Origin of the sequence: Flaviaestuariibacter amylovorans, assembly GCF_039541815.1 — a bacterium.
Taxonomy (GTDB): domain Bacteria; phylum Bacteroidota; class Bacteroidia; order Chitinophagales; family Chitinophagaceae; genus Flavisolibacter; species Flavisolibacter amylovorans.
The window spans coordinates 441,337-455,087 of the sequence record NZ_BAABGY010000006.1; the positions used below are offsets into that span (position 1 = coordinate 441,337).

The 13,751-nt window shown below is 60.4% G+C and carries 12 protein-coding genes; 9 read left to right on the plus strand and 3 right to left on the minus strand.

Annotated elements, in window-relative coordinates; translation table 11 throughout:
• The first annotated feature begins 97 nt into the window (after positions 1–97).
• The 5 genes from pepT (at position 98) to ABD937_RS08240 (ending at position 5,281) form a co-directional block, all read left to right on the plus strand.
• Positions 98–1,351 (plus strand): peptidase T, encoded by a 1,254-nt coding sequence (pepT, locus tag ABD937_RS08220; RefSeq protein ID WP_345254973.1) that lies wholly within the window; start codon positions 98–100, stop codon positions 1,349–1,351.
• A 30-nt stretch (positions 1,352–1,381) separates the two neighbouring features.
• Positions 1,382–2,485, plus strand: a complete 1,104-nt coding sequence (locus ABD937_RS08225) for an OmpA family protein (protein ID WP_345254974.1) — start codon at positions 1,382–1,384, stop codon at positions 2,483–2,485.
• Positions 2,486–2,798: 313 nt separating this feature from the next.
• Positions 2,799–3,791, plus strand: coding sequence for an SPFH domain-containing protein (locus ABD937_RS08230; protein ID WP_345254976.1), 993 nt, complete (start codon positions 2,799–2,801; stop codon positions 3,789–3,791).
• A 359-nt stretch (positions 3,792–4,150) separates the two neighbouring features.
• Positions 4,151–4,852 (plus strand): MotA/TolQ/ExbB proton channel family protein, encoded by a 702-nt coding sequence (locus ABD937_RS08235; RefSeq protein ID WP_345254978.1) that lies wholly within the window; start codon positions 4,151–4,153, stop codon positions 4,850–4,852.
• Between the two features lie 30 nt (positions 4,853–4,882).
• Entirely contained in the window at positions 4,883–5,281 is a 399-nt protein-coding gene (locus ABD937_RS08240; protein WP_345254980.1) for an ExbD/TolR family protein, read from the plus strand.
• Positions 5,282–5,411: 130 nt separating this feature from the next.
• On the opposite strand, the gene prmC is transcribed toward ABD937_RS08240, so the two are convergent.
• The gene (prmC, locus tag ABD937_RS08245) at positions 5,412–6,311 is read right to left on the minus strand and encodes a peptide chain release factor N(5)-glutamine methyltransferase (protein ID WP_345254982.1); all 900 of its coding nucleotides are present in this window, start codon (positions 6,309–6,311) and stop codon (positions 5,412–5,414) included.
• 46 nt (positions 6,312–6,357) lie between these two features.
• On the opposite strand from prmC, the gene ribD reads away from it, so the two are divergent.
• Together ribD and ABD937_RS08255 are read left to right on the plus strand one after the other, a co-directional pair.
• Positions 6,358–7,428: a bifunctional diaminohydroxyphosphoribosylaminopyrimidine deaminase/5-amino-6-(5-phosphoribosylamino)uracil reductase RibD gene (ribD, locus tag ABD937_RS08250; RefSeq protein ID WP_345254983.1), complete on the plus strand. Its 1,071-nt coding sequence runs from the start codon at positions 6,358–6,360 to the stop codon at positions 7,426–7,428.
• Between the two features lie 50 nt (positions 7,429–7,478).
• Positions 7,479–8,078, plus strand: coding sequence for an IMPACT family protein (locus ABD937_RS08255; protein WP_345254985.1), 600 nt, complete (start codon positions 7,479–7,481; stop codon positions 8,076–8,078).
• 312 nt (positions 8,079–8,390) lie between these two features.
• Here the strand turns inward: ABD937_RS08255 and ABD937_RS08260 are convergent, their stop codons facing one another.
• Complete coding sequence (locus tag ABD937_RS08260) at positions 8,391–8,840, minus strand: DUF1493 family protein (RefSeq protein ID WP_345254986.1); 450 nt, start codon at positions 8,838–8,840, stop codon at positions 8,391–8,393.
• 175 nt (positions 8,841–9,015) lie between these two features.
• Complete coding sequence (locus ABD937_RS08265) at positions 9,016–9,906, minus strand: 3-hydroxyacyl-CoA dehydrogenase family protein (RefSeq protein ID WP_345254988.1); 891 nt, start codon at positions 9,904–9,906, stop codon at positions 9,016–9,018.
• A gap of 331 nt (positions 9,907–10,237) precedes the next feature.
• Between ABD937_RS08265 and ABD937_RS08270 the strand changes: the two genes are divergently transcribed.
• Both ABD937_RS08270 and ABD937_RS08275 read left to right on the plus strand, forming a co-directional pair.
• Entirely contained in the window at positions 10,238–13,099 is a 2,862-nt protein-coding gene (locus tag ABD937_RS08270; RefSeq protein WP_345254990.1) for a DEAD/DEAH box helicase, read from the plus strand.
• Positions 13,100–13,496: 397 nt separating this feature from the next.
• Entirely contained in the window at positions 13,497–13,691 is a 195-nt protein-coding gene (locus tag ABD937_RS08275; protein WP_345254992.1) for a hypothetical protein, read from the plus strand.
• Positions 13,692–13,751: the final 60 nt, after the last annotated feature.

Below are 13,751 nucleotides of genomic sequence, written 5' to 3' on the forward strand. Positions count from 1 at the left end.
TAAGACGAAGCTGAAACCGTTGAGAAATGATGCTTTTTAAGTTTTTTGACTTTTGCCTTTTGAATTTTGACTTCGCAAGACCGCCTACATTTGAGGCATGTTCCAGAATTACGCCTTCACCGCCGCGGAGCGCTTTATGCGTTACGTGCAGGTAGATACCCAGAGCGATCCGAAATCGGCGAGCCAGCCCAGCACTGAAAAGCAAAAGGACCTCTCCCGCATCCTCGTGGAAGAACTGAAAGCCATGGGGATCGGGGATGCGCAGCTCGACGAGCACGGATACATCTACGCCACGGTGCCCTCAAACGTGGAGCATGAGGTGCCGGTGATCTGTTTCTGCTCGCATGTAGACACGGCGCCCGATGCCAGCGGCACCGGCGTGAAGCCACTCCTGCACCGTAATTATGCGGGACAGGACATCGCGCTTCCTGACGATCCAACCATCGTCATCAGCCCCGAAGACTTTCCCTACCTCCACCAGTTGAAGGGACACGATATCATCACCGCCTCGGGCAGCACGCTGCTTGGAGCCGACGACAAGGCCGGCATGGCCGAGATCATGGACGCCGCCCATTTCCTGATGACGCATCCCGAGGTAAAGCACGGCGCCATCCGCATCCTCTTTACGCCCGATGAAGAGGTGGGCCGCGGTACCGCGAAGGTGGACATGCAAAAGCTCGGCGCCCGATTCGGCTATACACTCGACGGCGGCGAGGCCGGCGCGCTCGAAGACGAGACCTTTAGTGCCGATGCGGTCACGATCGTCATCAATGGCGTGATCACGCACCCGGGCTATGCGAAAGGCAAGCTGGTGAACGCGCTCAAGATCGGCGGCGAGCTGCTCGCACGCCTGCCCCAGTCGGAGCTCTCCCCGGAAACTACCGACGGCAAGCAAGGCTTCGTGCACCCCGTACGCTTCGAGGGCATCGCCGAGCGCTGCACCCTCGAGTTCATCATCCGCGATTTCGATACCGCGCTGCTCCGCCCCAAAGAGGAGTTACTACGGGAGCTGACGGAGCTCGTACTCGAAAAGTATCCCGGCGCCTCCTACGAGTTCACGATCACGGAGCAGTACCGCAACATGAAGGAAGTGCTCGACCAGCATCCCGAAGTGGTGGCACACGCGAAGGAAGCCATCCGCCGTAGCGGCCTGGAGCTGAAGATGGAAAGCATCCGTGGCGGTACCGATGGCAGCCGGCTGTCGTTCATGGGGCTGCCCTGTCCGAACCTGTTTGCCGGCATGCAGGGCATTCACTCGATGAAGGAGTTCGTGAGTGTGCAGGACATGAACAAAGCCGTGGAAACAATCGTACATTTATGCAGCATCTGGGCCGAAAAGCCGGCGTCGTGACGGGCCCGGAAAAAGGCTGTTTGTTTCCGAATGCGCGCATTGCTGCTGATCCTGCTCCTGCTGTCTCAACGGGCGGTTGCCCAAAGCCTGCTGCTCAACGGTGGCTTTGAGGAGCCGAACATTTGCGCGGAGTACCGGGTGCATTGCGCTCCGGAGGCCTGGCTGTATACGATCCCTTCCTTCGACTATTATTATATCGGCGCCGGGCGGGCACATGGAGGAGAGCGCTTCATCGCGGTAGTGGCCGGCAATTACGAGAAGCCGTATTTCCGCACCTTCGTACGGTCGCGCCTCCTGTGCGCCATGCGCCGCGGCAAAACCTACCGGCTGCAGTTCTTCGTGAAGTCGCCCTATCCCACGATGATCGACTCGCTGGGGGTATCGTTTCGTGCCGATGATCCTTTGTTCGACAAGCAGCCGTTCCCGGAGCGGACGCCGTCCGTATTTTTCCGGGATGCCCGCGAGCGCGCTGCACGGATCGATTCGAACTGGCAGCGGATCACGATCGACTACGTGGCCCGGGGCGACGAGGCCTTCCTTGCTTTTGGCAACTTCCGCCGGGGCGATTGGCGCTACCCGAGCCACCCCGCCATTCAGCACCACAACTTCTTCTTTATCGACGATGTGACCCTGCTGCCCCTCGATCCCGTTGAGCGCCTGTGCACGGATTGGCGCCGCCGCGCCGCAGGGGTGTACGAGGAAGACGAGCGCCACGAGTACCTGCAGCGCCGGATCAAGGACAACAGCGAGTTGCCGCCGAAGCCGGTGGAGCTGCCACCTACCAAGATCCTGCACGTGGATACGCTCGAGGTGCCTGACGTGCTCTTTGCCACCAACAGCTGGGAGCTCAACAAGCGGGCGCTGCTCGCGCTCGATTCCTTCATGCGCAAGCAGCAGGCCTTTGTGCTCGACTCGGTGGTGGTGGAAGGCCATACCGACAGCCTGGGCACCGAGGAGTGGAACCTGGAGCTATCGGCCAACCGGGCGCAGGCAGTGGCTACCTACCTGCAATACAGCATCGAGGTGCCGGTGGCAGCGCGGGGCTTCGGGCGCAGCCGTCCCATTGCCGACAACCGCACGCCCCAGGGCCGCCGCCGCAACCGCAGGGTGGACATTTACGTATTTATACGGTAGGGGAGGGAAAGGGTTTTGAACGGTCTAGGATGGTTTTAGTTGGTTTTGGATGGTTGCCTCGCACTAGCCCATGCCTTCAGCCATGGGTTTTCGAAACATACCAGCCCACGGCTTCAGCCGTGGGTTTTAGAAAAGGGCCGGCCCGCGTTGAAATCCCGATTGGAGCGAAGGATCAGCCGTGGGTTTTTGAAAAGGACCAGCCACGAAGCCTGGTGAAGATGCAGAACAAACCCGTTACATTGCCCCGCGTTCCATTATCGGCGTCCATACACCACAAGGCTTATCTTTAAGCTCAAATCAAAATGGATTGCTTATGTTCCTTCTCCAGACCGAGCCTTCGGGCTTCGTTGGCTTTATCTTCGACTACTGGTGGCTGCTCCTGGTGCTGTTCATCATCTTCAGCGGCATCTTCACCATCAACCAGGGTTATATCGGCGTGATCACGATGTTCGGGAAGTACCAGCGCATCGTGCGCCCGGGCCTCAACTTCAAGATCCCCGTGCTCGAGCAGCTCTTTCGCAAGGTGTCGATCCAGAACCGATCGGTGGAGCTCGAGTTCCAGGCGGTGACGCAGGACCAGGCCAACGTCTACTTCAAAAGCATGCTGCTCTTCGCCGTCCAGAACGCCGAGGAGGAAACGATCAAGAAGGTGGCCTTCAAGTTCATCAGCGAGAAAGACCTGATGCAGGCACTGGTGCGCACCATCGAAGGCAATATCCGCTCCTTTGTGGCCACCCGCAAGCAGGCCGAGGTACTGGGCCTGCGGCGCGATATCGTGGAATACGTGAAGGTGGAGATCGACCATACCCTCGAGGAGTGGGGCTATCACCTGCTCGACCTCCAGATCAACGACATCACCTTCGACAAAGCCATCCTGGACTCCATGAGCAAGGTGGTGGCCTCCAACAACCTGAAGGCGGCCGCCGAGAACGAGGGCCAGGCGCTGCTGATCACCAAAACCAAATCGGCAGAGGCCGAGGGTAACGCCATCAAGATCGCCGCCGAGGCGGAGCGCGAGGCAGCACGGCTGCGCGGGCAGGGTGTGGCGCTCTTCCGGCAGGAGGTGGCCCGCGGTATGACCGAGGCCGCCGAGCAGATGAAGCAAGCCAACCTCGACACCAACGTGATCCTCTTCAGCATGTGGACGGAAGCGATCAAGAACTTCGCCGAGTACGGCAAGGGCAACGTCATCTTCCTCGACGGCTCCTCGCAGGGCATGGAGAACACCATGAAGCAGATCCAGGCGCTGATGATCAAGCCGGCCGGAATGCAGGGAAATGAATATCGAATAACGAACAACGAATAACGAATATCGAAGGGGCGCTGCGGCGCTCCTTTTTTGTCGGGGAGCGAGAAGGAACGCAGCCCCGAGGCTTCGGAGGCTATGATCGATACGATAGGCGCAGATGGATCAAGCACCAGTATCAGCTGGCAAACGCGCATGCCCGGCGTTAAGATCGTTTCGTAGAAATAAAGTAGGCACCACAGAGGCACCCCTCTCTCCCGGAGAGGAGCCGGGGGTGAGGTTGTTAAAGCCCCGACAAAGTTGCCCTTCGGTTAAACTGGGAGTGTGGCTTTCCCTCTTATTTTCGGAACAATAAGCCGTACCGGCCCGCGTTATAGGGGCTTGTATTACATTTACGACCTCAAAGTAGAACCGAGTCTATGATCAACCTGCTGCAGACACTTGACACGGCCACGAAGCTGGCCTCCGGCGCAGCCGCCGCCACCGATGCCAACAACGACGGCTCCATCTCATTCTATGAGCTGCTGACGCTTGGGGGCTGGCTGATGATCCCGCTGGCAGTGCTGTTCCTGCTTACGATCTACATGTTCTTCGAACGCCTGCAGGCCATCCGCAAAGCGTCCCAGATAGACGCCAACTTCATGAACATCATCCGCGACCACATCGTCAACGGAAACGTATCGGCCGCGCGCAGCTATGCCAAGAACATCAACAACCCGGTGGCCCGGATCATCGACAAGGGCATCCAGCGCCTCGGCAAGGATATCGAGATCATCGAGAAGAGCATGGAAAACGTGGGCAAGCTGGAACTCTACCGCCTGGAGCGCAACCTGTCGGTTCTTTCCCTCATCGCGGGTATCGCGCCGATGTTCGGCTTCCTCGGTACCATCTTCGGGATGTTTCAGCTGTTCTACAACCTCGCCTCCACCGGTGACTTCACCATCCAGACGATGGCCGGCGGTATCTACACCAAAATGATCACCTCGGCAACGGGCCTCATCATCGGCCTGCTGGCCTATATCGCGCACAACTACCTCACCACGCAGGTCGACAAGACGGCGAACCGGATGGAAGCCTCGAGTGCTGAGTTCATCGACGTACTGCAGGAGCCCGCCCGATAAGGTCATTGATCACCGAATCCCCGAACGCCCATGAACATCCGCAGAAAACTAAAGGCCCATACCGAGGTGCACACCGGCCCGCTGAACGACATCCTGTTCATCCTGCTGCTGTTCTTCCTCATTGCCGCTACGCTCGCCAACCCCAACCTCGTACGGGTCAATAACCCGCGCGGTGGCAAAGACACGAAGGCGAAGCAGAACATCGTCGTCAGCATCAATAAGGATCACCAGTTCTATATCGGCACCCGCCAGGTAGACTTTGCCCGTATGGATACGTTGCTCCGGGTAGAGATCGAGAACCAGCGCAAGGCCGTGGATACCCCGTCGGTAGTGCTGAACGCCGATACGTCGGCTTATTACGGCGAAGTATTCAAGATCATGAACATCGCCAAAAAATACAACGCCAAAGTGGTGGCACTGGTAAAATAGTCTATTAGTCTATTTGTTAATTGGTAAAGGGTTGCTTTGTGGCGTCCCTTTTCTATTACCCGCAGCCGTTTACCCGCGGTCAGGCTGTTCTCCAACCCTTCTAAACCATCTAAACTTCCTGAACCCTTCTCTAAATCCTGCTCACACGTACCATCCGGTCCTTACCTTGCAGGTCTTTCCGTAGTTCTACGTTGGCGTAGCCGGCATGCCGGAACAGTTCGGTAACAGCGGCGCCGAGCTCCTCGTGGATCTCGAGGTAGACGACCCCACCCGTATGCAGGCGGCGGTTGCAGAAGCGGGCGATCGCCGCGTAGAAGAGCAAGGGGTCGTTATCGGGCACGAACAGCGCGGTATGCGGCTCCCATTGCACCACGTTGCCGTGCATGCTGCTCCGGTCCTTCAAAGGGATATAGGGCGGGTTGCTGACGAGCACGTCCACCGAAGGGAGCAGCGTCTGTTGGGCATCACTCAGGAAGTCCACGCCCTGGAAGTCGACGCGGATGTCGAGCGTGGAGCCATTGCGGCGCGCTACGTTCAGCGCCTCGTCGCTCACGTCGCAGCCCCACACCTCGGCGCGCGGCATCCGCTGCTTCAGTGCGAGGGCGATGCAGCCCGAGCCCGTGCCCACGTCGAGCACCTTCAGCACTTCGGTGCGGTCGGCACCGTTGGGAGCCTTGTCAAATACATCGAGGCCACGCGCGCGTAGGTCGGAAACGATCCACTCCACGAGCTCCTCGGTTTCGGGACGCGGGATGAGCACGGCCGGGTCAACATACAGGCGCATGCCGGCGAACCAGGCCTCGTTGAGCACATACTGAACCGGTTCTTCCTGCAAGAGCCGCCGCGTGATGGCCTCAAGGCGAAGCACCTGCTCGTCGGTCAGCCCGGTTTCTCGCTGCAGCCGCAGCCGCGAGCGGTCCAGGCCGGTAAGGGCCTCGAACACCAGCGTCGCCACGGCCGCGCTTTCACCGGCATCGTAAACGGCTTCAAGCTGGCGGGCAAGCTCTTTTTCGGCGGCTCCTGTTTTCATGAGCCAAACATAATCCTTTCTTTATTTTTGGAACCCAACCGCTCCCATGCTGCCACACGATACCTATATGCTTCGCTGCCTCCAGCTGGCCCGCAACGGGCGGGGGGCGGTAGCGCCCAACCCCATGGTAGGCGCAGTGCTGGTGCATGGCGACCGTATAATCGGCGAGGGCTGGCACCGCCGCTTCGGGGGCGTGCATGCCGAGGTGGAATGCCTGGAGTCGGTGCGGGAGGAAGACAAGCCCCTCATTGCGGAGGCCACGCTTTATGTTTCCCTGGAGCCCTGCGCGCACTTCGGCAAGACGCCTCCCTGTGCGGACCTGGTGATCCGGCACGCGATCCCGCGTGTGGTAGTGGGTTGCCGCGACCCGTTCCCGCTGGTGGCGGGGAAAGGGATCGAAAAGCTGCGCGCCGCGGGCGTCGATGTTACCGTAGGAATACTGGAGGGCGAATGCCGTGCGCTCAACAGCGCCTTCTTTACGTTCCATACCGAGAAGCGTCCCTTCATCACACTCAAATGGGCACAGTCGGCCGACGGGCAGGTGGCTGGTCTGCACGGGCGCCGCGCGGCCATCTCGGGTGCGCTGAGCGCGCGCCTCACGCACCGTCTCCGCGCCACGCACGCTGGCATCCTCGTAGGCACCAACACGGCGCTGTTCGACGACCCGGAGCTCTCCACACGCCACTGGCCCGGCGCGCAGCCGCTGCGCATCGTGCTTGACCGGCGCCGGCGCCTGCCCGTAGGCCTGCGGCTGTTCAGCGGCGACCTGCCCACGCTCGTGCTCAACGAAGGCAAGAACGAACGGCACCACGGCCTCGAATATGTGCACCTCGACGGCTTCGGATCCCCGGGATTCGCGGAGCGCATTGTGCAGACCTTACACGCACGCGGCTTGCAGAGCCTGCTCGTGGAGGGTGGCGCCCAGCTCCTGCAATGCTTTATCGATTCCGGCCTCTGGGACGAAACGCTTGTTTTGACCAATACGGCGCTCCGCGTGGGCAGCGGCATCCCGGCGCCGCAGTTTTCCGGCGGCGTGCTGCTCCACAGCCGCGTCCTGGGCACCGACCGCGCCGACACGTATCGCAAAGCGGAAGGGTCTTTGGGCCGGATGCGCTAACTTGCGGCCCAACTCAAAAACGACGGCACGGCCGCCGTGCCGCTACCTGCATGACGCATTACCACACGATCGAAAAAGAAGCCCTCGCCGAGTTCCGCGACCGCGGCAGTACCTTCCTGGCCTATGCTTTTCCCATCGGCAGCGCGGACGACTTCAAGAAACGCCTGCGGGCCCTCAAGGAGGAGCATCCCAAGGCCGCCCATCACTGTTTCGCCTACCGCATTGGCACCGATGGCAACAACTTCCGCGCGGGCGACGACGGCGAGCCCTCCGGCTCCGCAGGCAAGCCGATCCTGGGGCAGCTCGATTCCAAAGGCATCACCAACACCGCGATCGTAGTAGTACGCTACTTCGGCGGCACCCTGCTCGGCGTGCCCGGTCTCATCAACGCCTATAAAACGTCGGCCTCCTTTGCCCTGCAGCTTACCCCCGTCATCCAGAAGCCGATCCTCGTGCGCTATGAGCTGCAATTCGACTATACTTTGATGAACGACGTGATGACCGTAGTCAAGCGTTTCGGCTGCACCATCGACGAGCAGGAAAACCTCCTGTTTTGCCGTACGGTGATCGGCGTACCGAAAAAAGACGAGGAGCCCTGCCTGCAGAAGCTGCGGGATATGCATACGCTGTCGGTGCGCGGCCCGCTGTAGCGGCCCCGGCCCCCTGTCCCCCTAGGGGGAACTTAGGTGGAGCCTTCTTTTCTTTCCTGGACCATTGCTCCACTTTGTTTTATTCGAAAGCCCCCGCGATGCGCCGGGGCTTTCTACATGAAGAGGCTAGAATGTGAATACAGGAACATATCAGCATATGAACAAATGAAGTGGGCTGGCACCGGTTTGCAAGCACTTTCCACCCCTCCTAAATTCAACATTTGGTGCTTTGATACGAACCGCTATCGTGGGGAAGGAAATGACCTAAGTTCCCCCTACGGGGGACAGGGGGCCGGGGCCGGAACTCCGGGCCTACCAGCGCTTCGCGATATAGGCCAGCAGCAGGGCGCCGGCGATGAAGATGAGGATGTTGATGAAGATGTCGGCGCGGGAGGAGGGGAGCTCGTGCTCCGGGTAGTTGATGTTCCAATGGCCTTCATTGGCCATCACCCACAGCTTTTCGGGGGTAATAGGCATCCGCTGTACCCGCTCGTTGGGCGGCTTGAACAGCATCGTGCCGATGCTGTGGTCGTCTTCGTCGGTATGGAAGTACCATTTATAGCCCGTCACGTCCACATTGAACTCCCGTCCAAAGGCCTCGACGAGCTTGTTGAACGACTTGCCGGTGCAGTGCAGGTCAGCGAAAAGGTCGCTGTCGGCCCCCGCGTCGGGACGCTTTGTTTGCATGCGTACAAACGCCAGCACCTCGTCCAGCGGGATGGTATAGACCGGTTGTTCGTAGGGCTGCTCTTCAGGATCCATGGACCGAAGGTCTGGTATCTCGTTCAAGTAAAAAGTCAAAATTCAAAAGTCAAAAGCCTTGCGCGCGGCATCGCTTGCTGACTGCAACCGATCCAGGGATTCGGGCTTTCGAGATTTTGAGTTTTGACTCTTGAATTTTGACTTATCCCGGATCGACCGGAAAATGGGAAAACGCTTACTTCCGGAACGACGCGCTCACCACGAGGTCTTTCGAGCCCGGTGTGTAGGTGTAGAAGCCTTCGCCGCTCTTCACGCCGAGCTTTTTCGCGGTAACCATGTTCACGAGCAGCGGGCAGGGGGCATATTTCGGGTTGCCGAAGCCGTCGTGCAGCACGCGCAGAATGGAGAGGCACACGTCGAGGCCGATGAAGTCGGCGAGCTGCAGCGGTCCCATCGGGTGGGCCATGCCAAGCTTCATCACCGTATCGATCTCCTCCACGCCGGCTACGCCCTCGTAGAGGCTGTAGATGGCTTCGTTGATCATCGGCATCAGGATGCGGTTGGCGATAAAGCCGGGGTAGTCGTTCACCACGCAGGGGATCTTGCCCAGCTGCTTGCTGAGGGTCACGATCGATTCGCTCACCTCGGGCTTCGTGGCGTAGCCGTTGATGATCTCCACGAGCTTCATCACCGGCACGGGGTTCATGAAGTGCATGCCGATCACGAGCTCGGGGCGCTTCGTAACGGCCGCGATGCGGGTGATGGAGATCGACGAGGTGTTGGTGGCGAGGATGCAGCCTTCGGGGGCGAGGCCATCGAGCTGGCGGAAGATGGTGAGCTTCAGCTCCACGTTCTCGGTGGCGGCCTCTACTACCAGCTCAGCGTCCTTGACGCCTTCTTCCATGGCGGTAAAGGTCGTGATGTTGCCGAGTGCCGCCGCTTTCTGCTCCTCGGTCACGGCGCCTTTGGCGACCTGGCGGTCGAAGTTCTTACCGATCGTGGCGATGGCCTTCTGGAGCTGCTCGGCCGACACGTCGATCAGCGCTACGGAAAAGCCGGACTGTGCGAACACATGCGCGATGCCGTTTCCCATGGTGCCGGCGCCGATGACTGCAATTTTCTTCATATGCAAGGTTTGAGGGGGCAAATATAGAAGAAGGGTTTTGAAAGGTTTTGACGGGTTTGAAAGGTTCAGAAGAGTTCAGGATGGTTCAGGCTTTTAGGGTGCTGAAGGTTTTTAAGGTTCTGAAGGTTGCCGGGCGCGCCGAGACGTTACGGGTGCTGACCCTAAGAACCTTTCCGAACCTCCCTGAACCTCCCTGAACCTCCTTGAACCTCCCTGAACCCCGAAAACTTTTCCACTTATCAACACCGCCGCCACCGGCAACGGGAAAGCGCCGGCAGAAGCTGTCACCACTAACCGCAAACTCCAAACTTCAAACTATTTTCGCCGCCCTATGCAAAAAACGAAGGCACCCGAAGCGTCGGTTTATGTGCTGCGCCTCGAACTGAAGAAGCCCGGCCAGCCCTACCCGGGCCTCGACGTGATGCCGCAGGATCCGGCCGTCAAGTTCTCCTTCGGCCCCCCGGCCAGGCTTACCGTGCGGATCGTGAACCGGCAGTTCGCCGTCGTGCCCGCCACCACCCGGCAGGCCCTTCTGGCGCTCACCGAGGAGGCCCTCATCGCCCGCCGGGCAGAGCTTGTGAAGAAATACCGCGAGCACCGCACTTCCCAGGATGCCGCTGCCTTTCTCGAGCAGGGTACGCTTCACTACCTGCACGGTTGCTTCCGCGCCTTCCGCGACGCATCTGCCGGCCTGCGGGTGCTCCACGGCATGCCGGTTGACGGCAACCGCGTACGCCTGCAGGCGGCCCGCTTCCCGGCGGGCGCGCCCACGCTGCACTTCCGCGTGGAGCAAACAGGGGCCGGCCTGCAACTCTGCGCCTTTGTCAAAACCGACGAAGGCAGCACGCCGCTGGAGAGCTGGTCGCGCCACTATTTCCTGCTGGCAAAGGAGAGCACGTTCCTGGTGCTGTCGACCAAAGACTATCAAACGCTCGAATGGCTGCAGGCGGTACGCCCGGAGCAGTGGGCGCAGGATGGGGCACAGCTTTCCGAACAGGTGCTCGACGTGCTCGACCGTAATTATACGGTAGACCGCAATGGCTGCTTCGAGGAGAACATCATCGACGAGGAGCCCGAGCACCACGTGCAGCTCTCCGAGCTCAACGGCCGCTACCTCGTGTTCACACCCGCCTGGCGCTACGGCGGTATCGAGGTAGACGGTGTGTGGACGCCCGAGCTGCGTCGTAAGGCGGGTGGCACCGAGTGGACCATCCGGCGGCGCAAAGCCACCGAGGAAGCCTTCGTGGCCCGCCTCCGCGCGCTGCACCCCAATTTCGACGGGCAGCTCAACGGCTACTTCTACCTTTCCTTCGAGGAGGCCCAGAAAAAGCAGTGGTTCCTCAATGCCTTCTACAAGCTGCTCGAGCAGGAAGTGACCATCACCGGCCTCAGCATGCTGACGCATTTCCGCTGCTCGGAATACAAGCCGGTTACGGAAACGGAATTGCTGTCGGCCCCGGGCGACCCGCAGGTGCGCCTCCGCTTCGCTCTTCAGTTCGGCAAGGAGAAGGTGCCCCTGCCCGTGCTGCAGAAGGCCATCTTCGCCGGGCAGGGCATCGTATTATTACGGGACGGATCCATGGGCGTGCTGCCCACCGAGTGGTTCGACACCTGGGCCACGCTGATCCGCCATGCCCGCATCGAGAAGGACGTCTTCACGGTGCCGCGCTGGCTCGCGCTCACCGGTTCCTCCGACAGCGCCGAGACCACGGTGCTGAAGCCGGTGATCAACCCTGCCTGGTGGCAGCAATGGCAACGCTGGCAGAAGGGAACGGACATCCTGTACCCCGTGCCGGCCCTCGTGCAGGCAACGCTGCGCCCCTACCAGCAAAAGGGCTACGAATGGCTGCAACTCCTGCTCGAGGCAGGCGCCTCCGCCTGCCTGGCCGACGATATGGGCCTGGGCAAGACCCTGCAAACGATCACCTTCATCTGCCGCCAGCTCGAAGCCGATCCCGGCAGGCAGCACCTGATCGTGTGCCCGGCGTCGCTCGTCTACAATTGGAAGCAGGAGTGGGAGCGCTTTGCGCCTTCCGTACGCATCGGCTTATTTACAAAACCTGAAGACGAAGCCGGTACGGCACCGCAGGTGCTGATCGCTACCTACCATAGTGTACGGGGGCACGTGGAGCGCCTTTCGGAAACCGTGTTCGCCACGATCGTGCTCGACGAAAGCCACCAGGTCAAGAACCCGGCGGCGCAGATCACCCGCGCGGTGGGCGAGCTCAAGGGCAGCTACCGCATCGCCATCTCGGGCACGCCGGTGATGAACAACACCTTCGACCTCTACGCGCAGCTCAACTTCCTGCTGCCCGGACTCTTCGGCTCGCGCGAATTCTTCCGCCAGCAGTATGCCGATGCCATCGACCGCCGGGGCGAAACGGACAAGATCGAGGCCCTGCGCCGCCTTACGGCTCCCTTCCTGCTCCGCCGCACCAAGAGCCAGGTGGCCACCGACCTGCCCGAGAAGACCGAGCAGGTGCTCTGGTGTACGATGAAGCCCGAGCAGCGGATGGCCTACGAGAGCATCCGCGACAAGGTACGCGCTAACGTGCTGATGGAGATCGAGGAGAAAGGAGTGGAGCAGGGCAAGATGGCCGTGCTCGCCGGTATCACCCGCCTCAAGCAGCTCTGCTGCTCGGCGGAGCTGGTGCGCGACGAAGACGTATTTACGACGGAGTCCATCAAAACGCAGCTGCTGCTCGAGGAGCTGACCCAACTGGTACCGGAGCATAAGGTGCTGGTGTTTTCGCAATACAGCGGCATGCTCGACCTGCTGGAGAAGGCCCTCAGCCGCGAGCGCATCGCGACCCTGCGCCTCGACGGCAGCACGCCGGTGGCAGAGCGCCAGGAGCTCTGCAACCGCTTCAACGACGCCGGGGCGCCCGAGCGGGTGTTCCTGCTCTCGCTGAAGGCGGGCAACGCGGGGCTCAACCTGATGGCGGCCGACTACGTGTTCCTATTCGACATCTGGTGGAACCGCGCCGTGGAGCAACAGGCCATCGACCGCACGCACCGCATCGGCCAGACGCGCCCTGTGTTCGCCTACCGGATGATCTGCACCGATTCGATCGAGGAAAAGATCTACCAGCTGCAGCAGCGTAAGGCCACGATCTCGGAGGAGCTCATCCAGGCCGAGGAGGGCTTCGTAAAAAGCCTGACGCTGGATGATGTGAAATTCCTGCTGGATTAAGGGCATTGGCTTTTACAGGCAAGGGCGGCTGCAAACAGCCTGCCTTTCTTAACCCGGCACGCGGGTTGCTCGCGGAGACGCAAAGGCGCAGAAAAATGCGAGCGCAAGCTGCTTTTTACGGGTAACGCCACATTAGCGTTATGAGGCTTTCCGGGAATAGGAAAAAAAGTGCGTCGTGCCGTTGCGCCGTTGTGCCGTCGTGACCCGGGCGACAGCCCGGCAGGTTCGCGCCTGCGCGAACCTGCCGGGTTTGAAGCTGCTTTCCTGTCTTGGTAAACAGACATGGCGCGGTTTTCCGGGAAAAAACGGGGGACGCTGCCGGGTTGGCATCAATTTTTCTGAAATAAGCGGAGGCCGCCCGCGGGCCGCCGATTCGTTATCCCCATAAACCCTAACCATGAAGCAGAACAGATACGACCGGGCGCCGGAGCGCCGCCCCGTCGCCGAGGAGCCCAACCGCAGCTACAGTAACCCTAACTACCGGTTTACGCCCGAAACCCGGGACGAACGTACCTACAAAGCCACCAACCGCTCCGGCGGCACCCGCGACCCCAAAACGCCTCCCGAGTGGGGCGAGGACCTCGTGTATTAAATCCTAATCCTTCCCATACCCCATTAAAAAAGCCCCCGGCGATACCGTCGGGGGCTTTTT